Raw genomic sequence first — 21,195 nt, 5'->3', positions numbered from 1 at the left:
TCTCCTGAGCCGCCGCCCTTTTTCTTTGGCGTCGCCCCAAAGCGCCGCTACCGTTCCGCCCAACAACAAGACCAAGTCGAGGGAAACGCCATGACCGCCACGGACGCACCCGCGCCGGCCGCCCGGCCCGGATATCGCTTCTATGTGCTGGCGGTCCTGATCCTGGTCTACATGCTGAACTTCCTGGATCGCCAGATCATCGGCATCCTGGCCGCGCCGCTGAAGGCGGAGTTCGGCATGTCCGACAGCCAGTTCGGCCTGCTGGGCGGCATCGCCTTCGCCTCGGTCTATTCAACCCTCGCCATTCCCCTGGCCTGGCTGGCCGACCGCTACAGCCGGGTCTGGATCATGACCGGCGCCCTGGCGGTGTGGAGCGGATTCACCGCCCTGTGCGGCGTGGCCGGATCCTTCACCCAGCTGTTCCTGTTCCGCATGGGCGTCGGGGTCGGCGAGGCGGGCGGGGTGGCGCCGGCCTATTCCCTCGTCGCCGACTATTTCCCGCCGCACCAGCGGGCCCGGGCGCTGGCCGCCTTCGCCTTCGGCATTCCGCTGGGCACGGCGGCGGGCACCCTGGTCGGCGGCCTGCTGGCCGCGACCTATGGCTGGCGCACGGCCTTCGTCGCCGTCGGCCTGCTCGGCGTGGTGCTGGCGCCGGTCCTTCTGTTCACGGTCCGCAATCCCACGCGGGGCGGGACCGATACGGCCAGGACCGAGGCGGAGCTGGCGGTCATCGCCGCGGCGCCGGTGGTCGGATCGGGCAAGGCGGGCGCGATCGCGGCCCTGATCATGCTGGGACTCGGCGCGGGCGCCCTGACCCTCGCGGCCCTGATCCATTTCGCCGGCCTGGCGCTGGGCAATCCGCTGGTGTTCGCCTTCGGCGGGCTGCTGGCCATGGTCATCGGCGTCTCCCTGACGATCGCGCGCCGCACCGCCTCGGCGGTCATTCCCAAGCCCAGCTTCTGGCTGCTGGCCCTGGGCGCGGCCTCGTCGTCGGTGTGCGGCTACGGCGTCGCCGGCTGGCTGCCGCTGTTCTTCATGCGCAGCTTCGGCCTGACCCTGTCGCAGACCAGCTGGTACTACGCCGGCATCGCCCTGATCGGCGGGGTGCTGGGCATCTGGGCCGGCGGGGCCATCGCCGACAAGCTGTCGAAGCGCGGCAAGGGGGCCTATCCCCTGACGCCGGCCATCGCCTTCCTGATCTCGGCGCCGATGTTCATCCTGGCCATGAACTCGCCGTGGCTGATCGGCCTGGTCATCCCCGGCGGCGGCAGCAACGCCCAGCAGCTGATCCTGGCGTTCCTGATCTTCATCATTCCGACGGGCCTGAACCTGGCCTGGCTGGGGCCGATCACCGCCTCGATCCAGCACCTCGTGCCGGCGCCGATGCGATCGACCGCCTCGGCCCTGTTCCTGCTGATCAACAACCTGCTCGGCATCGCCGTCGGCTTCTATTATTTCGGCTGGATGAGCGACCTGCTGGCGCCCCGCTTCGGCGAGGAAAGCCTGCGCTGGGCCATCTACACCGGCATGGGCTTCTACCTGCTGGCGGCGGTCCTGCTGATCGGCGCGTCGCGGACGCTGAAGAAGGACTGGGTGGACTAGGGTCGAGCGACGACGCTTGTCATCCCGGCCGAAGCGAAGCGGAGAGCCGGGACGGTGTGCGTCCCATGTGCGGGGCTCCCGGAAATCGCGGAGCGATTGTCCGGGAGACAGGCGGGGGATGCGCTTGTCGCCGCCTGTCCCCCGGCTCGCTGCTGACGCAGCGTCCGGGAGGGTGAAGTTCGTGTCTCAATCGTCCCGGATCGTCGCTTCGCGCCGTCCGGGATGACAAGGACCGCGTCGTCCGGACCCGTGGAATTCCACTATTCCAGTGCGCCGGCTTTCGGGGATTTCGACTATTCGGGCCGCGACATGCTCGATAATCGCCCGCGATATCCGCGACATTTCACCGGGACATCCGCGACAAGCGGGCGCGACATCCGCGACAGGGCGGACGACACCCGGGACATCCGCGACATTCGCCGGGCGCCGCGAAAGGCCTGCGACCGATTCTGACGCAGGCGTGGGTCATGCTCGGGGCATGGAACACCACGCGCTGCGCAAATATCGCGGTCCGGACGTCTGGGCCCGGGTCAAACAGGCCTATCTGGCGGGCGAACCGGCTCCGTCGGTGGCCCGACGCTTCGATGTCGGTCTGGACAATCTGCGAAGGCGCGCCAGCGCCGAGGGCTGGACCCGCCGCGATGCGGCCACGGGCCGACCGGCTCCGGTCCCCGTCCCCGTCCCCGCGAGCGGCGCGCCAGAATGGCCCTCCGCGTCCGCGGCGGCGGCGGAACCGGATATGCCGGAATATCCGGTGACGACGCAGGAGGCGGTGAAGCGGGCGGCGGAGCGGGCGGCCTGGCTGGTCGCCGAGGGCCGGGGAGCCGAGGCGATGGTGCTGATTCGCGCGGCCGAGGCCCTCTCGAACCTGGCCGCCGTCCGCGACCTCGACCGGGGACGGAAATCCTGCGCTCCCTGAACCAAAGACCGACCACGGTTGCGCCTGCGAAGGCGCAGCCCCTATAAGCGCCGCAACTCTTCCCCAGCGTTGTGGCGGCTCCTCCCATGAACATTCACGAATACCAGGCCAAGCAGGTCCTGAAGGGCTTTGGCGCACCCGTCGCCGACGGCGTCGCGATCACCAGCGCGGATCAGGCCGAGGCGGCCGCCCGCCAGCTGCCGGGCCCGCTGTATGTCGTGAAGTCGCAAATCCACGCCGGCGGCCGCGGCAAGGGCAAGTTCAAGGAACTGGGCCCCGACGCCAAGGGCGGCGTCCGCCTGGCCCGCTCGATCGAAGAGGTCGTGGCCAATGCGAAGGAGATGCTGGGCAACACCCTGGTGACCGCCCAGACCGGCGACGCCGGCAAACAGGTCAACCGCCTGTACATCGAGGACGGCGCCGACATCGACCGCGAGCTGTACTGCTCGCTGCTGGTCGATCGCGCGCACGGCCGCATCGCCTTCGTCGTCTCGACCGAGGGCGGCATGGACATCGAGGCCGTGGCCCATGACACGCCCGAGAAGATCCAGACCATCGTCATCGACCCGGCCACGGGCGTCACCGCCGACGACGTGGCGAAGATCAACGCCGCCTTCAAGCTGGACGGCGCGGCGGCCGAGGACGGCAAGACCCTCTTCCCCATCCTGTACAAGGCCTTCGTCGAGACCGACATGGCCATGCTGGAGGTCAATCCGCTGATCGTCATGACCGACGGCCATCTGCGGGTGCTGGACGCCAAGGTCAGCTTCGACGGCAACGCCCTGTTCCGCCACGAGGACATCAAGGCGCTGCGCGACGAGACCGAGGAAGACGCCAAGGAGATCGAGGCCTCCAAATGGGACCTCGCCTATATCTCGCTGGACGGCAACATCGGCTGCATGGTCAACGGCGCAGGCCTGGCCATGGCGACGATGGACATCATCAAGCTGTACGGGGCCGAGCCCGCCAACTTCTGCGACGTCGGCGGCGGGGCCGGCAAGGAGAAGGTCGCGGCGGCCTTCAAGATCATCACCGCCGACCCGGCCGTGAAGGGCATCCTGGTCAACATCTTCGGCGGCATCATGAAATGCGACGTCATCGCCGAGGGCGTGGTCGCGGCGGTGAAGGAAGTGGGCCTGAAGGTGCCGCTGGTCGTCCGCCTCGAAGGCACCAACGCCGAGCTGGGCAAGAAAATCCTCAAGGAGTCGGGCCTCGACATCACGCCGGCCGACGACCTCGACGACGCCGCCCAGAAGATCGTCGCGGCGGTCGGCTGATGCTCGTCGCAGTCGCCATGTCGTTGGCGCTGGCCGGCGGTGTGCAATCTGCTTCGGCTTCCCCCGAAGCGCAGGTTGCCCCGCTGACCTGCGTCTCGACTGCGCGTCGGCTTCTCGAAACCAATCCCGCGTGGAAGGATATCGGGCCTGTTCCGCCTGGCGGAGCCGCCCGCATCTCCTTCGACACGACCCTCACGCTCAAGTTCGAAGACGAGAGCGAAGCTCGCTTACCCCGTCGCCTCAGCTGCATCGCAGATGTCACGGCGCGCCGCATCGTCTCTGCAAAGATTGATGGCGTCGAATACCTGACGACGCCCCTCAGCTTCTAGGAAAATCCATGTCCATCCTCGTCGACCGCAACACCCGGATCATCGTCCAGGGCCTGACCGGCAAGACCGGCGGCTTCCATACGGAACAGGCGCTGGCCTATCACGGCACCAAGATGGTCGGCGGCGTGCACCCGACCAAGGGCGGCCAGACCTGGACCGGCTCGCACGGCGAGACCCTGCCGATCTACGCCTCGGTCGCGGAAGCGCGCGACGCGACCGGCGCCGACGCCTCGGTCATCTATGTGCCGCCCGCGGGCGCGGCCGACGCCATCATCGAGGCCATCGAGGCCGAGATCCCCTTCATCACCTGCATCACCGAGGGCATCCCGGTGCTGGACATGGTGCGGGTCAAGCGCCGCCTCGAGGAGTCGAAATCGCGCCTGCTGGGCCCCAACTGCCCCGGCATCCTGACCCCGGACGAATGCAAGATCGGCATCATGCCGGGCTCCATCTTCAAGAAGGGCAATGTCGGCATCGTCTCGCGCTCGGGCACCCTGACCTATGAGGCGGTGTTCCAGACCACCAACGAGGGCCTGGGCCAGACCACGGCCGTCGGCATCGGCGGCGACCCGGTCAAGGGCACGGAATTCATCGACGTGCTGGAGCTGTTCCTGGCCGACCCCGAGACCCAGTCGATCGTGATGATCGGCGAGATCGGCGGCGGCGCCGAGGAAGACGCGGCCCAGTTCCTGATCGACGAGGCCAGGAAGGGCCGCAAGAAGCCGATGGTCGGCTTCATCGCCGGCCGCACCGCCCCCAAGGGCCGCACCATGGGCCACGCCGGGGCCGTGGTCTCGGGCGGCAAGGGCGACGCCGAATCGAAGATCGCGGCCATGGAGGCGGCGGGCATCCGCGTCTCGCCCTCGCCCGCGCGCCTCGGAACGACCCTTGTGGAAGTGCTGAAGGGCTGAATTCGTGTCCCGGTGGCGGGACACGGGACGTACGAATTTCACCCGAATTGCGCGAATTTCGACCCTTTCGCCCCCATTCGGTCATGACCGGTAAGGAAACAGCGCCTATATCAGCGGCGCCGGTTCGCGCAGGCGCGCGCGCACCGATCCAAGGGACGTGACGATACCATGGCGGACGATGCCGGTCGGCTGAACCAGGTCTTTGCCGAGACCAGCTTCCTGTATGGCTCGAACGCCTCGTTCATCGAGGACCTGCACGGCAAATGGGCCGCCGATCCGGCGTCCGTTTCAGCCGAGTGGCGCGCCTTCTTCGACCAGCTGCGGGACAACGCCGACACCGTGCGGGCCTCCGGCGCCGCCGGGTCGTGGGGCCGTTCGGTCGCCGAGGAGCCGACCGAGGCGACCGGCGTCTTCGACGGCCGCTGGCCCGCCCCGAAGCCGGACCCGAAAAAGCCCGCGACCGCCCCGGCCGCCGCTCCGGCTGCAGCCCCCGCGCCGGCCATTTCCGCCGAGGCCGTCCGCGCCGCCGCCCATGATTCGATCCGCGCCCTGATGCTGATCCGCAGCTATCGCGTGCGCGGCCACCTGCAGGCGACGCTCGACCCGCTGGGCATCGAGCAGGCGACCCACAATCCCGAGCTGACGCCCGAGTTCTACGGCTTCAGCGAGGCCGACCTGGACCGCCCAATCTATCTGGACGGCGTGCTGGGCCTTCAGACGGGCAGCATCCGCGAGGTGCTGGCCATCCTGCGCCGCACCTACTGCGGCAATATCGGCATCCAGTTCATGCACATCGCCGAGCCGGAGGAGAAGTCCTGGCTGCAGGCGCGCTTCGAGGGCCCGGACAAGTTCGAGCAGAACGCCTTCACGAAGGAAGGCAAGCTGGCCATCCTCAACAAGCTGATCGAGGCCGAGGGCTTCGAGCGCTTCCTGCACAAACGCTTCCCCGGCACCAAGCGGTTCGGGCTGGACGGCGGCGAGGCCATGGTCCCGGCGCTGGAGCAGATCATCAAGCGCGGCGGCGCCCTCGGCGTCGACGAGGTGGTCTTCGGCATGGCCCACCGCGGGCGGCTGAACACCCTGGCCGCCGTCATGGGCAAGCCCTATCGCGCCATCTTCCACGAATTCCAGGGCGGCTCGACCGTGCCCTCGGACATCGAGGGATCGGGCGACGTCAAATACCACATGGGCGCCAGCTCGGACCGCGCGTTCGACGGCAACACCGTCCACCTGTCGTTGACCGCCAACCCGTCGCACCTCGAGATCGTCAATCCGGTGGTGCTGGGCAAGGCGCGGGCGAAACAGGCCTTCGACATCCGCGAGGCCAATGCGGCCGGCGCCGGCGACCCCGGCGCGCAGACCGCCCTGGACCGCGCCAAGGTCATGCCGCTGCTGATCCACGGCGACGCCGCCTTCGCCGGCCAGGGCGTGGTGGCCGAATGCTTCGCCCTGATGGGGCTGAAGGGCTACCGCACCGGCGGGACGATGCATTTCGTCGTCAACAACCAGATCGGCTTCACGACGAGCCCGCGCAACAGCCGGTCCAGCCCCTATCCGTCGGACGTGGCCCTGATGGTCCAGGCGCCGATCTTCCACGTCAACGGCGACGATCCGGAGGCCGTGGTCTTCGCCGCCAAGGTGGCGACCGAGTTCCGGCAGAAATTCCACAAGGACGTGGTGGTGGACATGTTCTGCTACCGCCGCTTCGGCCACAACGAGGGCGACGATCCGACCTTCACCCAGCCGCTGATGTATTCGAAGATCCGCGCCCTGCCGTCGACGCGCGAGATCTACGCCGAGCGGCTGATCAAGGAAGGCGTCATAACCCAGGCCGAGGTCGATGCGGAGGTGACCCGGTTCGAGGCCTTCCTCGACGCCGAGTTCGACGCCGGCAAGGCGTTCGAGGCCAAAAAGGCCGACTGGATGGACGGCCAGTGGCAGGGCATCGGCCTGCCCGAGGGCGACGAGCGTCGCGGCGAGACCTCGGTCCCGGCGGCGAAGCTGACCGACCTCGGCCATCGGCTGACGACCATCCCCAACGACGTCGACATGCACAAGACGTTGAAGCGCGTCATGGACGGCCGGCGCGAGATGATCACCTCGGGCCAGAACATCGACTGGGCCACGGCCGAAAGCCTGGCCTTCGGCTCGCTGCTGGACGAGGGCTTCCCGGTCCGGCTGTCGGGTCAGGACTCGGTGCGCGGCACCTTCTCCCAGCGCCACTCGGGCATCGTCGACCAGACCACCGAGGCCCGCTACGTCCCGCTCAACAATCTGCGCGAGGGCCAGGCCGAGTTCGAGGTCATCGACTCCGCCCTGTCGGAGGAAGCCGTCCTCGGCTTCGAATACGGCTACGCCCTGACCGATCCCAACACCCTGGTCATGTGGGAAGCCCAGTTCGGCGACTTCGTGAACGGGGCCCAGGTGGTGATCGACCAGTTCATCACCTCGGGCGAGCGCAAATGGCTGCGCATGTGCGGCCTGACCATGCTGCTGCCGCACGGCTACGAGGGGCAGGGGCCGGAGCACTCCTCGGCCCGCCTCGAACGCTTCCTGCAGCAGTGCGCCGAGGACAATATCCAGGTCGCCAACTGCTCGACCCCGGCCAACTATTTCCACATCCTGCGTCGCCAGATGCACCGGCCGTTCCGCAAGCCGCTGATCATCATGACGCCCAAGAGCCTGCTGCGGCACAAGAAGGCGGTCTCGACGATCGCCGACATGGCCGAGGGCAGCTCCTTCCACCGCATCCTGCACGACGACGCCCAGACCCGGCCGGACGTGGCGGGCGTCAAGATCAAGGCGGACAAGGACATCCGCCGCGTCGTCCTGTGCTCGGGCAAGGTCTATTACGACCTGCTGGAGCGCCGCGAGCGCGACCAGATCGACGACGTCTATCTGATGCGGATGGAGCAGTTCTACCCGTGGCCGATGAAGTCGCTGATGACCGAACTGGCCCGCTTCCCGAACGCCGAACTGGTCTGGTGCCAGGAAGAGCCCAAGAACATGGGCGGCTGGACCTTCGTCGACCCGTGGATCGAACTGACGCTGGAGAAGCTTTCGGTGAAGTCGAAGCGGGCCCGCTACGTCGGGCGTCCGGCCTCGGCCTCGACCGCCGCGGGCCTGATGAGCCGGCACCTGAAAGAACTCGACGCCTTCCTGACCGACGCCTTCGCCTGACCCTCTGACCTGAACGAGACCTGGACCCGACCATGGCCGACATCCTGACCCCCGCCCTCGGCGAATCCGTCACCGAAGCCACCATCGGCAAGTGGACGAAGAAGGCCGGCGACGCCGTGAAGAAGGACGAGGTCCTGGTCGAGCTGGAAACCGACAAGGTGTCGCTGGAAGTCGTGTCGCCCGCCGACGGCGTCCTGTCCGAGATCAAGACCCCCGACGGCGAGACCGTGACCCCCGGCGCCGTGCTGGGCGTGGTCACCGAAGGCGCCGCCGCCGCCCCGTCCGCCGAGGCTCCCAGGGCCGAGGCCAAGGCCGCCCCCGCGCCGAAGGCGGAAGCCGCTCCGGTCCCGGCGGCCGCGCCCGCCCCCGCACCGGCTCCCGCGGCCGCCTCGGGCGGCTCCGTCGCCATCATGACCCCGACCATGGGCGAGAGCGTCGCCGAAGGCACGATGGGGACCTGGCTGAAGAAGGCCGGCGACACGGTCGCCAAGGATGAAATGCTGGTCGAGATCGAGACCGACAAGGTCGCGGTCGAGGTGTCGGCCCCCGCCGCCGGCGTCCTGACCATCGACGCCGAAGCCGGTTCGACCGTCACGCCCGGTCAACAGATCGGCAGCATCGCCGCCTCGGGCGAGGGCGCCGCCGCCCCGGCCCCGACCGCCGCCCCCGCTTCGGCCAACGCCGGTTCGGCGCAGGTGAAATCCGACGACGCCCCGCACCTGTCCCCCGCCGTGCAGCGCGTGGTGACCGAGAACAACCTCGACCCGAAGGCGCTGGCCGCCACCGGGCCCAAGGGCAACATCACCAAGGCGGACGCCGTCGCCGCCATCGGCGCGACCGCCCCCGCGCCGGCCGCCGCTCCCGCAGCGGCCCCGGCGCCTGCCGCCGCGCCGCGCGCCGATCAGCCGCGCGAGGAGCGGGTCAAGATGACCCGCCTGCGCCAGACCATCGCCCGCCGCCTCAAGGAATCGCAAAACACCGCCGCCCAGCTGACCACCTTCAACGAGGTGGACATGACCAACGTCATGGCCCTGCGGACCCAGTACAAGGACGCCTTCGAGAAGCGCCACGGCGTCAAGCTGGGCTTCATGAGCTTCTTCACCAAGGCCATCGTCGCGGCCCTGAAGGAGATCCCGGCCGTCAACGCCGAGATCGACGGCACGGACATCATCTACAAGAACCACTATGACATCGGCGTCGCCGTCGGCACCGAGAAGGGGCTGGTCGTGCCGGTGCTGCGCGACGCAGACGCCCTGTCGCTGGCGGGCATCGAGAAGGGCATCGCGGCCCTCGGCAAGGCCGCCCGCGACGGCGACCTGACCCTGGATCAGCTGCAGGGCGGCACCTTCACCATCACCAACGGCGGCACCTATGGCTCGCTGATGTCGACGCCGATCCTGAACGCGCCGCAGTCCGGCATCCTGGGCATGCACAACATCGTCCAGCGCCCCATGGCGGTGGACGGCCAGGTGGTGATCCGGCCGATGATGTACCTCGCCCTCAGCTACGATCACCGCATCGTCGACGGCAAGGAGGCGGTGACCTTCCTCGTGCGGGTCAAGGACCTGCTGGAAGACCCGGCGCGGGCGCTGCTGGACCTGTGATCGTTGAGCGCATGGCGATTTCGCAGTATCTACAATTTGTAGCTACGGAGACCGCGCATGAGCGCGAAACGCAAAGTCCCGGGTGTCGCTGACACCGCCCGCCTGTTCACTCACGGCGGTAGTCAGGCCGTGCGCCTGCCCAAGGCTTACAGGTTCGAAGGCAAGGAAGTCGTCATTCGCCGTGAAGGCGACAGCGTAATCCTCGAGCCGGTGGACGACGCTCCGCTCACCCAGGCCGATCTCGACGCATTCTGGGCGCGAATCGACAAGCTTGCAGATCCGGATGAGGAATTTCCGAGCCGGCCATCCCAGGATGAAGCTGGCCCGCCGCGGAAGTGGTGATGCTTGCGCTCGACACCGACACCGTCATCAACCTTCTGCGCCGTCGGAGAGGCGACTTCCGCCGATGCCTGGATCAGGCCCGGCTCAAGCAGATACCGTTGGCTGTGTCATCGGTGGTCGTTCACGAACTGGCGACGGGAGGGATCTCTAGCGAACGCCCGGAACACCACCTCGAAGCCATGGCGGAGTTTCTCGAACCCCTCGAAATCCTGGAACTGTCCGGGGCGGATGCGATCGCAGCCGCAGAAATTCGTGCTCAGCTCGCGCGCCTCGGAACCCCGATCGGAGCTCTTGATACGCTCATCGCCGGGCAGGCCCTTGCGAGGGACCACACATTGGTGACGAGCAATGTGCGGCACTTCGGGCGGGTAGAGGGCCTGCGCCTGATCGACTGGGGCATCGGACCGGGACGCCTCACCGTCGATCAAGTCGCCATCCGTGTGGCGGCAGGCTGAGGTCTGAGTGATCGAGATCGCCCGTTTCGCCGACGTCTATGAGGCCGAGATCGCGGCGTCGCGCCTGCGCGCCGACGGCTATGACGCCGTGCTGGGCGGGGCCGAGCATGTGAAGGTCAATCCGCTGGTTCTGCAGGCCCTCGGCGGCGTGAACATGTCCGTGCCGAACGATCAGGCGGTCGCCGCGCGTACGTTGCTGGAACGCCTGCGCGGCGGCGCCGAACGGATCGAGGACGCCGACCCGGTCAGCCCGAACCCCGTTCGCAAGGCGGGTCCGTTCGCGCTCCTCGCGGCCATCGGCCTGGGATTTCTCGTTGGGCCATAGGGCCTGCGTCCAGATTTGACGTAGCCGCATGGTTTGATGGCGGCACCTTTTCGGGTCGGTCTTTGACAATCGAATCTGGACGCTGCGCTCAACCGCCGCCTTCGGACGAAGCGCACTATGCGCACGGTGTTTTTCGATCGACCCCGCCCCTCCGCCGAAGGGTGAAGGCGGGATGGATTATCGAACCGGTCCCGGGCGGCCGAGCTCGCTCAACACGTCCTCGGTATCCTGCCCCAGCGCCGGCGGCGCGCGGTCATAGGCCACCGGCGTCACCGACATCCGGATCGGCGAGGCCACCGTCCGCACCGGACCGGCCAGATCGGCCCGTGTCTGGGTCACCTCCAGCCCGCGATGCTTCGCCTGGGGCTCGTCGAACACCTGGTCGACCGTGTTGACCGGCCCGCACGGCACCCCGGCCGCCTCCAGCCTGGCCATCAGCCCATGCATGCTCAGGCCCGCCGTCAGGGCCGACAGCTCGGCCGTCATGGCGGCCCGGTGCTCGATCCGCAGGGCGTTGGTCAGGAAGCGGGGGTCCGCCCCCATGCCGCCCGCGCCCAGGGCGCCGCACAGGGCCCGGAACTGGCCGTCATTGCCCACGGCGATCACCACCATTCCGTCCGTGCACGGAAAGGGCTGGTACGGGGCGAGGTTGGGGTGGGCGTTGCCCATCCGCGTCGGCGCCTTGCCCGAGACGAAGAAATTGGTCGCCTGATTGGCGAGCATGGCGGCCTGGACGTCAAACAGGGCGATGTCGATATGCTGCCCCTGCCCCGTCGCCCGCGCGTGCATCAGGGCCGCCAGAATGGCGTTGGAGGCGTACAGGCCGGTAAACAGGTCGACGACCGCGACCCCCACCTTCATCGGCTCGGCCCCCGGCGCGCCGTCGGGCTGGCCGGTGATCGACATCAGCCCGCCCATGGCCTGGATCATATAGTCGTAGCCGGCCCGGTGCGCGTCGGGCCCGTCCTGGCCGAAGCCGGTGATCGAGCAATAGACCAGCTTCGGATTGACCGCCGCCAGGGCGGCGTGGTCGAGGCCGTACTTCTTCAACCCGCCGGTCTTGAAGTTCTCGACCACGACATCGCAGGTCTTGCTCAGCTCACGGACGATCTCGGCGCCTTCCGGCGTGGCGAGGTCGAGCTCGACCGACTTTTTCCCCCGGTTGGCGCACAGGAAATAGGCGGCGTCGCCCTTCGACCCGTCGGCCCGGGTGGTGAAGGGCGGGCCCCAGTGGCGGGTGTCGTCGCCGACGCCGGGGCGCTCGATCTTGATCACCTCGGCCCCGAGATCGGCCAGCATCTGCGTCGCCCACGGCCCGGCGAGCACGCGGGACAGGTCGAGGACGCGAACGCCGGAGAGAGGGCCTTGGGTCATGGGAATCTCATACCTCTCCCTCCCCTTCATGGGGAGGGTGGTCGCGCAGCGACCGGGTGGGGAATTTCAGGCGTACCCCACCCTGTCGTCGCTTCGCGCCGACATCCCTCCCCATGAAGGGGAGGGAGAAGCATCACAGCCCCGGATCCCACACGCCCGCGTCCCGCATCCGGCAATCCCGCGCCTCCCGGGCCCGACCGTCCATCTCCTCGGCCATGCAGCAGACGGCCCTGGACACCGTGGCCTTGTGCACACCGGGGACCAGGGCGTGCAGGAAGGCGCAGCTCGCCAGTTTCAGCAGGCGGAAGCCGAACCGCGACGAGGCGGCCAGATGCTCGAAATAGCTTTCTTCAACCTGACGGGGGTGTTCGACGAACAGGCGATGGAAGGTGCGGCTCATGAGTACAGTCTAGCCTGCGTCGGGCCGTCCCTCTACCCGACGGGCGCATTTTGGCCTAAACCGCGCGCCTTCGCCACGCTCACGAAAGACGACCCATGGCCGACGGCGCCTCCGCTTCGCACAAGACCTTCCGCTGGGACGACCCCCTGGACCTGTCGGGCCGGCTGACGGACGACGAGCGGATGATCCAGGACGCGGCGCGCTCCTATGCCCGCGAGAAGCTTCTGCCCCGCGTGGTCGAGGCCTTCCGCGACGAGACCTTCGACCGCGCCATCATGACCGAACTGGGCGAGATGGGCTTTCTGGGCGCCATGCTGCCGGAGCAGTACGGCGGCTCTTCAGTCAGCCATGTCGCCTATGGCCTGATCGCGCGCGAGATCGAGGCGGTCGACAGCGGCTACCGCTCGGCCATGAGCGTGCAGTCCTCGCTGGCCATGTACCCCATCCATGCCTTCGGCTCGGAAGAGCAGAAGATGCGCTTCCTGCCCCGCATGGCGGCCGGCGAACTGGTCGGCTGTTTCGGCCTGACCGAGGCCGACGGCGGCTCCGACCCGGCCTCGATGAAGACCAGGGCCGTGGCCGTGGACGGCGGCTACAGGCTCAACGGGGCCAAATACTGGATCACCAACAGCCCCATCTCGGACCTGGCCATCGTCTGGGCCAAGCTGGATGACGTGATCCGCGGCTTCATCGTCGAACGCGGCATGGACGGCTTCACCACCGACAAGATCGGCGACAAGCTGAGCCTGCGCGCCTCCATCACCGGCGACATCGGCCTGAACGATGTCTTCGTACCGGAAGAGAACCTGCTGCCGGGCGTGAAGGGCCTGCGCGGGCCCTTCTCCTGCCTGAACAAGGCGCGCTACGGCATCGCCTGGGGGGCCATGGGCGCGGCCGAGGCCTGTTTCCACTTGACCCGCGACTATGTCGGCGAGCGCATGCTGTTCGGCCGCCCGCTGTCGTCGCGCCAGCTGGTCCAGAAGAAGCTGGCCGACATGCAGACCGAGATTTTCCTCGGCTTCGAGGGGGCGCTGGCGCTGGGCCGGCTGCTGGACCAGGGGGCCTGGGTCCCCGAGGCCATCTCGATGATGAAGCGCAACAACTGCGGCAAGGCCCTGGCCATCGCCCGCGAGTCCCGCGACATGCACGGCGGCGCCGGCATCACCGGCGAGATGCACGTCATGCGCCACGCCATGAACCTCGAGACCGTCAACACCTATGAGGGCGCGCATGACGTCCACGCCCTGATCCTGGGCCGGGCGATCACGGGCGAGAGCGCTTTCTAAAGGCCTGTCGTCATCGCCGCATTCCCGCGCTAGGGTTCAGGGTAATGACGGGGAACACAGCGATGCGGCGTTTCAACCTTCGGGCCGGCGGCCTGTCCCTGCTGGCGCTCGTCGTCGCGGTTCCCCTGCTGACGGCAGCGCCCGCCGCGGCCCAGCAATCGCCCGTGCCCTTCGACGCCGCGCGCGGGGTCTTCACCTTCGCCAATGGCCTCGAGCGCGCCCTGCCGGCGGTGGTGCAGGTGACGACCCTGGGCCAGTCCGAGGGCCCCAGTTCGGGCGACAACGAACCCAGGCCGGTCTCCAGCGGCTCGGGGGCGATCATCGACGCGCGCGAAGGCATCGTCGTCACCAACAACCACGTGGTCGAGGGCGGGCGGAAATTCACCGTCGACATGACCGACGGCCGCATCTTCGACGCCGTCCTGATCGGCACCGACAAGGCCACCGATCTGGCCGTGCTGAAGATCGAGGCGGCCGGGCTGTCGCAGGTCGAGGTGGCCAATTCCGATTCCCTGCGCACCGGCGATCTGGCCTTCGCCGTCGGCTATCCGCTGGGTCTGGACCAGACCCTGACCATGGGCGTGATCTCGGGTCTCGGCCGTTCGGGCATGGGCGACCGGATCGAGGACTATATCCAGACCGACGCGGCCGTGAACTCCGGCAACTCGGGCGGGCCGCTGCTGGACAGCCGGGGCCGGCTGATCGGCATCAACACCTCGATCCTGTCGGGCGGCGGCGGCGGCAACGACGGCATCGCCTTCGCCGTGCCCAGCCGCATCCTGATGTATGTCGTGGCCCAGCTGCGCGAGACCGGCGAAGTCAAACGGGGAACCACCGGCGTCATCCTCGGCTCGCTGAACGCCGAACGATCCCGGGACTTCGGCCTGGGCATCGTGCGCGGGGCGGTGGTCGAGGACGTGGCGCCGGGCTCTTCGGCCGAGGCCGGCGGCCTGCTTCGCGGCGACGTGATCACCCGCATCCAGAACCGGCCGGTGTCGAACGCCGGCACGGTGGCCGCAACCGTCGGCATCGCCGCCCCGGGGACCCAGGTCGCTGTCGTCTATCTGCGCGACGGCCGCGAGGGCCGGACCACCATGACGGTGGAAGCGCCGACCGACCGCCCGGTCATCGTGGGCGCCGATGCGGTGATCGCGCGCGGCGCGGCGGTGCGTCTGGCGAGCGACGGCCTGCAGGTCTTTTCCGTTGAAGGCGGATCTTCCGCCGCCGCCGCCGGCCTGCAGGCCGGCGACATGATCCGCTCGGTCGACGGTCAGGCGACCTCTGACCTCGCCGCCCTGGCGCAAGCGATGGACGGGACGGGCGAACGGGCGCTGTCGATCGCGCGCGGCGAGGAAACGGTCGAGATTCCCCTGCCCTGATCCCCGGCCGCCTGATCCCTGGGCCGACGCCGGACAGCAAAACGCCCGCTCTGCCGGAGGGGGGGAGGGTGGCGGAGCGGGCGTCTCGCTTTGGAGGAAGCACCGGCCCGCCGGAGCCCTTGGTGGAGAAATCCAGGAGGGCTGGGGGGGCTGTTCAGGATCCGGAACTGCTCCGGGCTCCAGCGAGCCGATGTCCAAGCCTTCACTCCGCAAGGCGGCGGGCGATGGGCCGAAGCGAGGCGATTTCATGTTCGGCGCGATTTCCGCCGGGCCTGCCCTTCCCGACACAGCGTTCGGGCGGCGAAGCTGGCGTTTCGCGAATGTCGGCGTAACCTGATGCTGATGAGCGACGCCGCCGATCTGCAGTCACAGCCCGGTCCGGTCTTCTTCGACCGCAAGGAGCTGGACCTGATTCTCAGGGTCTATGGCCGGATGGTCGCCGCGGCCGAGTGGCGGGACTACGCCATGGCCGGACATCGCGACGTGGCCGAGTTCGCCGTCTTCCGCCGCTCGGGCGACGCGCCCCTGTACCGGATCGAGAAGCGCCCCGCCCTGCGGCTGAAACAGGGGCAGTGGGCGGTCATCGGCGAGGGCGGCCATGTGCTGCGCCGGGGCCGCGACCTGGCCCAGGTGCTGCGTGTCTTCGACAGCCGGAAATTCACGATCGTGGATTGAAAAAGGCCCCGGCGTCTCCGCCGGGGCCTCACTCTTTTGCCTGTCGCGCTGAGCGCTACTTGAGGCTGCGCTCAAGCAGGTCGGGACCGCATCCCGACCGATAGCGCCCCATCAACGACGGCCGCCGAACAGCATCAGCAGGAATTGGAACATGTTGATGAAGTTGATGTACAGGCTCAGCGCGCCGTAGCTGGTGGCCACGCCCATGGCGTTCTGGTTCCCGCCCAGGGCGTAGTAGGTCATCTTCAGGCGCTGGGTGTCGTAGGCGGTCAGGCCCGCGAAGATCAGCACGCCCAGAACGCTGATGATCAGCTGCATCATCGAGTTCTGAAGGAAGATGTTCACCACCGAGGCGATGATCAGGCCGATCACGCCCATGATCAGGAAGCTGCCGAAACCGGTCAGGTCCTTCTTGGTCGTATAGCCGAACAGGCTCAGCGCGCCGAAGGCGGCGGCCGTGATCAGGAAGGTCTGAACCACCGAAGCGCCGGTATAGACCAGCACAACCGTGCCCATCGAGGCGCCGATCAGGGCCACGATCAGCCAGTACAGCATGCCGGCGCTGCGCGACGTCGGGTTCTTCATCACGAAGTTGGAGCCGAGCAGGATCACCAGCGGCGAGAAGGCCACGATCATGCCCAGGACGGTCATGCCCGTCAGGCGGGTCACGCCGTCGGGGAACACAGCCGTCGTGTAGAGCAGGTTCCGCACGGGCTCGTAAGAACCGGTGATGTAAGCCAGCACGGCCGAAAGCAGCAGGCCGAGGGCCACCTTGTTGTAGACGCCCAGCATGAAGCTGCGCAGGCCGGCGTCGACCGACATATCGGCCTGTGCCGGCGCCGTAGTGTAGCCGTTTCTGAAATCGCTCATGGCGAGATCGGTCCTCCATTTGACCGGGCTTTCCCGGCTTTGCACAAATATCGGGCCGCATGGCCCCTTCCGCAAGGAAAACCGGACTTGGGCGCGGCGATCCCAGCCGCTACCAAAGGCCGCATGATCCGGTTGTTCACCGCCCTGTCCATTCCCGACGACGTGGCCGGGACGCTGGCGCGCCGCCAGACCGGCCTGCCCGGCGCCCGATGGCGCACCGCGGATCAGCTGCACATCACCCTGACCTTCTACGGCGAGGTCGACGGGCGCCGCGCGGATGAGCTGGCCGTGGAACTGGAGCGGGCGGCGGGGGGCGGGCCTTTCGAGATCGCCCTGGCCGGCGTCGGCTCGTTCGGCGACGGCCATCGCACCCGGACCCTGTGGGCCGGCATCGAGCCGAACGAGAGGCTGTCAATCCTGGCCGGGCGCACCCGCAGCGCAGCCGAGCGCGCCGGAATCGCGGTGGAGCGCCGCGACTATCGCCCGCACCTGACGCTGGCCTATCTCAAGCCACACGCCAATCCGGACCGGATCGGAGCCTGGATCGCCGGACACAATCTGCTGCATTCGCCGCCCATCCGCGTGGACCGGTTCGGCCTGTATTCCAGCGTCCTGACGCATGACGGCAGCCACTACGAACTCGAGAGGGAGTATCTGCTTTGACCGGACCGGTGCTTGAAACCGAACGCCTGACCCTGCGGCCCATCGCTCTCGAGGACTTCCCGCGCTGGGCGGAGATGATGGGCGACCCCGAGGCGGCGAGATTCCTCGGCGGCGCCCAGCCCGCGGCGGTCGCCTGGCGCGGCTTCATGACCATGGCCGGGGCCTGGAGCCTGACCGGCGTCTCGATGTTCTCGCTGATCGAGCGCGAAACCGGTCTGTGGCTGGGCCGGATCGGGCCGTGGACCCCGCATGACTGGCCGGGGACGGAGGTCGGCTGGGGCCTGCATCCCGACGCCCAGGGCAAGGGTTATGGCGTCGAGGCGGCCACGGCGACGATCGACTATGCCTTTGACGTCCTGGGCTGGACCGAGGTGATCCACTGCATCGATCCGGACAATACGCCGTCGCAGCGGCTCGCCGAACGGATCGGCTCCCGCAACCTCGGTCCGACCCGGCTTCCGCCCCCCTTCCACGAACTGCTGATCGACCGCTGGGGCCAAAGTCGCGAGGACTGGCGAGCCCGCGCCCGCGCCTGAACCCGGCGAGCCCGTTCGCGCGTTACAAGGTCAAGCTTTGACCCCGCGTCGCCATCCGGTACGCAAGGTCGGCGCAAATCACGAAGGATGGTCGAATGCGGGTTCTTGTTCTGGGCGGCGACGGTTTCTGCGGCTGGCCCACGGCCTTGCACCTTTCCGCGCGCGGCTGGGACGTGTGCGTCGTCGACAACCTGAGCCGGCGCAATATCGACAATGAGCTGGAGGTCCAGTCCCTGACCCCCATCCGGACCATGGGCGAGCGCATCTCGGCGTGGAAGGAGGTCAGCGGCCAGAGCATCGACTTCGTCAACATGACCGTCGGCAAGGAGTTCGACCGGCTGGTCGCCCTGATCCGCGAGTGGAAGCCCGACAGCGTCGCCCATTTCGCCGAACAGCGCGCCGCGCCCTATTCGATGAAGTCGGCGCGGCATAAATTGTACACCGTCGACAACAATCTGAACGCCACCAACCATCTGCTGGCGGCCATCGTCGAGAGCGGGCTGGACGTGCACCTCGCCCACCTGGGCACCATGGGCGTCTACGGTTACACCACCGCAGGCCTGCGCATCCCCGAGGGGTATCTGAAGGTCACGGTCGACACCGATTTCGGCCCGGCCGAGCAGGAGATCCTGTTCCCGCCGAACCCCGGCTCAATCTACCACATGACCAAGACCCAGGACGCCCTGCTGTTCCAGTTCTACGCCAGGAACGACGGGCTGCGGATCACCGACCTGCACCAGGGCATCGTCTGGGGCACCCAGACCGAAGAAACGCGCCGGGACGAGCGGCTGATCAACCGTTTCGACTATGACGGCGACTACGGCACGGTCCTGAACCGGTTCCTGATGCAGTCGGCGGTCGGCTATCCCCTGACGGTTCACGGCACGGGCGGACAGACGAGGGCCTTCATCCACCTGCAGGATACGGTGCGCTGCGTCGAGCTGGCCCTGGCTAACCCGCCCAGGGTCGGCGACCGGGTCAAGATCCTCAACCAGATGACCGAGAGCCGCCGGGTCCGCGACCTGGCCGCGATGATCGCCGACATGACAGGCGCCGAGGTGCACAATGTGCCGAACCCGCGTCAGGAGGCCGACGAGAACGAACTGGTCGTCGCCAACGACCAGTTCCGCGACCTCGGCCTGAAGCCCATCACCCTGGCCCAGGGCCTGCTGGACGAGGTCACCGACATCGCCCGCCGCTACGCCGACCGCGCGGACCTGTCGAAGGTGCCTTGCGTTTCAGCCTGGAACAGCAAGCGCGCCCGGGCGGTGCAGACCGAACCCACCCTGACCGTGCCGCCCAAGGCCCCGGTTCACGCCCGGACGGCCTGAGCCCTCCATGCCGGGCGCCCGCGCATCCCTGTTGGTCTTCGGCGGCGGCTGGCTGGGCCAGGCGGCGGGCCGCGAGGCGCTCCGGCGCGGCGGCCGCGCCATCGTGACCAGCCGTGACGCCGATCGACGCGCGGCCCTGACCGCGGACGGGTTCGTCGCCGTCGATCCAGCCGACGGGCCGGCGCTGGCCGCCGCGGTCGCCGGCGCCTCGGCCATCCTCGTCACCGCTCCTCCGGAAGCGTCGGGCTGTCCGGGGGTCAAGGCCTTGCTGCCCGCGATCACGGCGTCGGCCTCCTGGCCCGACTGGATCGGCTATGTCTCCTCCACCGCCGTCTATGGCGACCGCGCCGGCGGCTGGGCGCTCGAGGACAGCGAACTGAACGCCGCCAGCCTGGAGGGCGCGCGCCGGGTCCGGGCCGAACGCGACTGGCTGGACGCCGGTCAGGGCATGGGACTGACGGTGCAGATTTTCCGGATGCCCGCGCTCTACGGGCCCGGCCGTTCGCCGCTGGACCGGCTGCGGGACGGGACGGCGCGTCTGGTCAGAAAGCCGGGCCAGGTGTTCAACCGCGTCCATGTCGACGACGCCGTATCGGGCCTGTTCGCCTCCATGGCGCGGCCGCGTCCCGGCGCGGCCTACATCCTGTGCGACGATGAACCCGCGCCCGCCGACGTGGTCATCGAGGGCGCGGCGCGGCGGCTGGGCCTGCCCCTGCCGCCCGAGGTGGACTGGAACGACCCCTCGGTCAGCGAGGCGATGCGGCGCTTCTATCTGGACTCGAAGCGGCTTTCGAACGCCCGGGCCAAGGCCGAGCTCGGCTGGCGACCGCGCTATCCGACGTGGCGCGAGGGGCTTGAGGCGCTGGTGAGTGGCTAGTGGCCAGTCACTCACGTCCTCAGAACGGCAGCAGGTTCCGCTGGCGGCTGTAGGCCATGGTGCCGATGTTGGCGCCCAGGCGCAGGCCGACGCCGGTGCGGATCGGGGCCAGAACGATGCCGTCGGCGCGCTGGTAGTTCACGCCCAGACCGCCGACCAGATAAGCCGAGCCCTCCACGCCGGGATAGCGGCGGTAGATCATGTCCGGGTGGAACAGGCCGTAGACGAGGGTGAAGACCCGGCTGGCGTTGCCGCCGACGTCCCAGCCGATGGAAATGCCCTGCCAGAACACCTCCTGCGAGGCCGACAGGTCCTTCATGTGCAGGGCGCCCCGGCCGTAGCGCAGGCCGACGCCGGCCGCGCCCGAACCTTCCTCGCCGGCGATATAGGCGGTCGGGCGGTCGCCCTGTTCGGCGAAAATACGTTCGATGGCCCCGCCGAGAGCCTCGGCGGCGATGCCGAGTTCGCGCGAACCGGCGGCGATCAGCTCGTCGGCCGTATAGGCCTGGGCCTGCTGGTCCGAGGCGATCGGATAGTTGGGATCACCGCCCTGGCCGCTGGTGGCGCAGGCGGACAGGCCGGCGACGCCGGCGGTGGCGGCGAGACCGGACAGGATCAGTTGGCGGCGGTGCATGGGCTGGCTCCGGTGGGACAGGCGCGACGGTCCGCCCGACTCACGTGGGCGCTTGAAGCACCGTCGCCGCTCTTTGAGTCAGCCTTGCGGCGGCGAGGTTAACGGGAGGTTGCCATCCGGGAGCCCGACCGCTCGCGTCTGTCGGCGTGGTGTTCTTCCTGGCCATCCTGTCCCACCCCGATCCGCGCCGGTGCGGGCGCATGGCTTGTGACGACGGCCTGACGTC

21 protein-coding genes are annotated in these 21,195 nt (G+C 68.4%); 17 read left to right on the top strand and 4 right to left on the bottom strand.

Annotation, left to right across the window (positions count from 1 at the left end; genetic code table 11):
- Window positions 1-90: 90 nt before the first annotated feature.
- The 10 genes from WC555_RS00980 (at window position 91) to WC555_RS00935 (ending at window position 10,944) form a co-directional block, all read left to right on the top strand.
- Entirely contained in the window at window positions 91-1,602 is a 1,512-nt protein-coding gene (locus WC555_RS00980) for a spinster family MFS transporter (protein ID WP_373250357.1), read from the top strand.
- Window positions 1,603-2,080: 478 nt separating this feature from the next.
- Window positions 2,081-2,521: a hypothetical protein gene (locus WC555_RS00975; RefSeq protein WP_373250356.1), complete on the top strand. Its 441-nt coding sequence runs from the start codon at window positions 2,081-2,083 to the stop codon at window positions 2,519-2,521.
- Between the two features lie 86 nt (window positions 2,522-2,607).
- Window positions 2,608-3,798, top strand: a complete 1,191-nt coding sequence (gene sucC / locus WC555_RS00970) for an ADP-forming succinate--CoA ligase subunit beta (RefSeq protein WP_373250355.1) — start codon at window positions 2,608-2,610, stop codon at window positions 3,796-3,798.
- Window positions 3,798-4,127: a hypothetical protein gene (locus WC555_RS00965; RefSeq protein ID WP_373250354.1), complete on the top strand. Its 330-nt coding sequence runs from the start codon at window positions 3,798-3,800 to the stop codon at window positions 4,125-4,127. Before sucC ends, WC555_RS00965 begins: the two co-directional genes overlap by 1 nt.
- Before the next feature lie 8 nt (window positions 4,128-4,135).
- Window positions 4,136-5,038, top strand: coding sequence for a succinate--CoA ligase subunit alpha (gene sucD, locus WC555_RS00960; protein WP_373250353.1), 903 nt, complete (start codon window positions 4,136-4,138; stop codon window positions 5,036-5,038).
- Window positions 5,039-5,206: 168 nt separating this feature from the next.
- Window positions 5,207-8,218: a 2-oxoglutarate dehydrogenase E1 component gene (locus WC555_RS00955; protein ID WP_373250352.1), complete on the top strand. Its 3,012-nt coding sequence runs from the start codon at window positions 5,207-5,209 to the stop codon at window positions 8,216-8,218.
- A 32-nt stretch (window positions 8,219-8,250) separates the two neighbouring features.
- Window positions 8,251-9,822 (top strand): 2-oxoglutarate dehydrogenase complex dihydrolipoyllysine-residue succinyltransferase, encoded by a 1,572-nt coding sequence (gene odhB, locus WC555_RS00950; protein WP_373250351.1) that lies wholly within the window; start codon window positions 8,251-8,253, stop codon window positions 9,820-9,822.
- 57 nt (window positions 9,823-9,879) lie between these two features.
- Window positions 9,880-10,164 (top strand): antitoxin, encoded by a 285-nt coding sequence (locus tag WC555_RS00945; protein ID WP_373250350.1) that lies wholly within the window; start codon window positions 9,880-9,882, stop codon window positions 10,162-10,164.
- The gene (locus WC555_RS00940; RefSeq protein WP_373250349.1) at window positions 10,164-10,619 is read left to right on the top strand and encodes a PIN domain-containing protein; all 456 of its coding nucleotides are present in this window, start codon (window positions 10,164-10,166) and stop codon (window positions 10,617-10,619) included. The genes WC555_RS00945 and WC555_RS00940 overlap by 1 nt, the downstream gene beginning before the upstream one ends.
- A gap of 7 nt (window positions 10,620-10,626) precedes the next feature.
- The gene (locus tag WC555_RS00935; RefSeq protein WP_373250348.1) at window positions 10,627-10,944 is read left to right on the top strand and encodes a hypothetical protein; all 318 of its coding nucleotides are present in this window, start codon (window positions 10,627-10,629) and stop codon (window positions 10,942-10,944) included.
- Between the two features lie 177 nt (window positions 10,945-11,121).
- On the opposite strand, the gene WC555_RS00930 is transcribed toward WC555_RS00935, so the two are convergent.
- Together WC555_RS00930 and WC555_RS00925 are read right to left on the bottom strand one after the other, a co-directional pair.
- Entirely contained in the window at window positions 11,122-12,318 is a 1,197-nt protein-coding gene (locus WC555_RS00930; RefSeq protein ID WP_373250347.1) for a CaiB/BaiF CoA transferase family protein, read from the bottom strand.
- 133 nt (window positions 12,319-12,451) lie between these two features.
- Window positions 12,452-12,718 carry a DUF6356 family protein gene (locus tag WC555_RS00925; protein ID WP_373250346.1) on the bottom strand — a complete coding sequence of 89 codons (267 nt, stop codon included), beginning with the start codon at window positions 12,716-12,718 and terminating at the stop codon, window positions 12,452-12,454.
- Window positions 12,719-12,813: 95 nt separating this feature from the next.
- On the opposite strand from WC555_RS00925, the gene WC555_RS00920 reads away from it, so the two are divergent.
- The 3 genes from WC555_RS00920 (at window position 12,814) to WC555_RS00910 (ending at window position 16,058) form a co-directional block, all read left to right on the top strand.
- Window positions 12,814-14,004 carry an acyl-CoA dehydrogenase gene (locus tag WC555_RS00920; protein WP_373250345.1) on the top strand — a complete coding sequence of 397 codons (1,191 nt, stop codon included), beginning with the start codon at window positions 12,814-12,816 and terminating at the stop codon, window positions 14,002-14,004.
- A gap of 62 nt (window positions 14,005-14,066) precedes the next feature.
- Window positions 14,067-15,383, top strand: a complete 1,317-nt coding sequence (locus tag WC555_RS00915) for a trypsin-like peptidase domain-containing protein (RefSeq protein WP_373250344.1) — start codon at window positions 14,067-14,069, stop codon at window positions 15,381-15,383.
- 336 nt (window positions 15,384-15,719) lie between these two features.
- On the top strand, window positions 15,720-16,058 hold the full coding sequence (locus WC555_RS00910) for a DUF2794 domain-containing protein (RefSeq protein WP_373250343.1): 339 nt from the start codon (window positions 15,720-15,722) through the stop codon (window positions 16,056-16,058).
- A 111-nt stretch (window positions 16,059-16,169) separates the two neighbouring features.
- Here the strand turns inward: WC555_RS00910 and WC555_RS00905 are convergent, their stop codons facing one another.
- Window positions 16,170-16,928, bottom strand: a complete 759-nt coding sequence (locus WC555_RS00905; protein WP_373250342.1) for a Bax inhibitor-1/YccA family protein — start codon at window positions 16,926-16,928, stop codon at window positions 16,170-16,172.
- Window positions 16,929-17,051: 123 nt separating this feature from the next.
- On the opposite strand from WC555_RS00905, the gene thpR reads away from it, so the two are divergent.
- The 4 genes from thpR (at window position 17,052) to WC555_RS00885 (ending at window position 20,335) form a co-directional block, all read left to right on the top strand.
- Complete coding sequence (gene thpR / locus WC555_RS00900) at window positions 17,052-17,591, top strand: RNA 2',3'-cyclic phosphodiesterase (RefSeq protein WP_373250341.1); 540 nt, start codon at window positions 17,052-17,054, stop codon at window positions 17,589-17,591.
- An 8-nt stretch (window positions 17,592-17,599) separates the two neighbouring features.
- Complete coding sequence (locus WC555_RS00895) at window positions 17,600-18,127, top strand: GNAT family N-acetyltransferase (RefSeq protein ID WP_373250340.1); 528 nt, start codon at window positions 17,600-17,602, stop codon at window positions 18,125-18,127.
- 95 nt (window positions 18,128-18,222) lie between these two features.
- Window positions 18,223-19,458 (top strand): NAD-dependent epimerase/dehydratase family protein, encoded by a 1,236-nt coding sequence (locus WC555_RS00890; protein ID WP_373250339.1) that lies wholly within the window; start codon window positions 18,223-18,225, stop codon window positions 19,456-19,458.
- Window positions 19,459-19,465: 7 nt separating this feature from the next.
- Window positions 19,466-20,335: an SDR family NAD(P)-dependent oxidoreductase gene (locus WC555_RS00885; RefSeq protein ID WP_373250338.1), complete on the top strand. Its 870-nt coding sequence runs from the start codon at window positions 19,466-19,468 to the stop codon at window positions 20,333-20,335.
- Window positions 20,336-20,354: 19 nt separating this feature from the next.
- Here WC555_RS00885 and WC555_RS00880 read toward each other — a convergent pair whose 3' ends face one another.
- Window positions 20,355-20,969, bottom strand: a complete 615-nt coding sequence (locus tag WC555_RS00880; RefSeq protein WP_373250337.1) for a DUF1134 domain-containing protein — start codon at window positions 20,967-20,969, stop codon at window positions 20,355-20,357.
- Window positions 20,970-21,195 lie beyond the last annotated feature (226 nt).

Origin of the sequence: Brevundimonas sp. (assembly GCF_041648615.1) — a bacterium.
Taxonomy (GTDB): domain Bacteria; phylum Pseudomonadota; class Alphaproteobacteria; order Caulobacterales; family Caulobacteraceae; genus Brevundimonas.
This window is presented reverse-complemented; position numbering and strand designations above follow the sequence as displayed.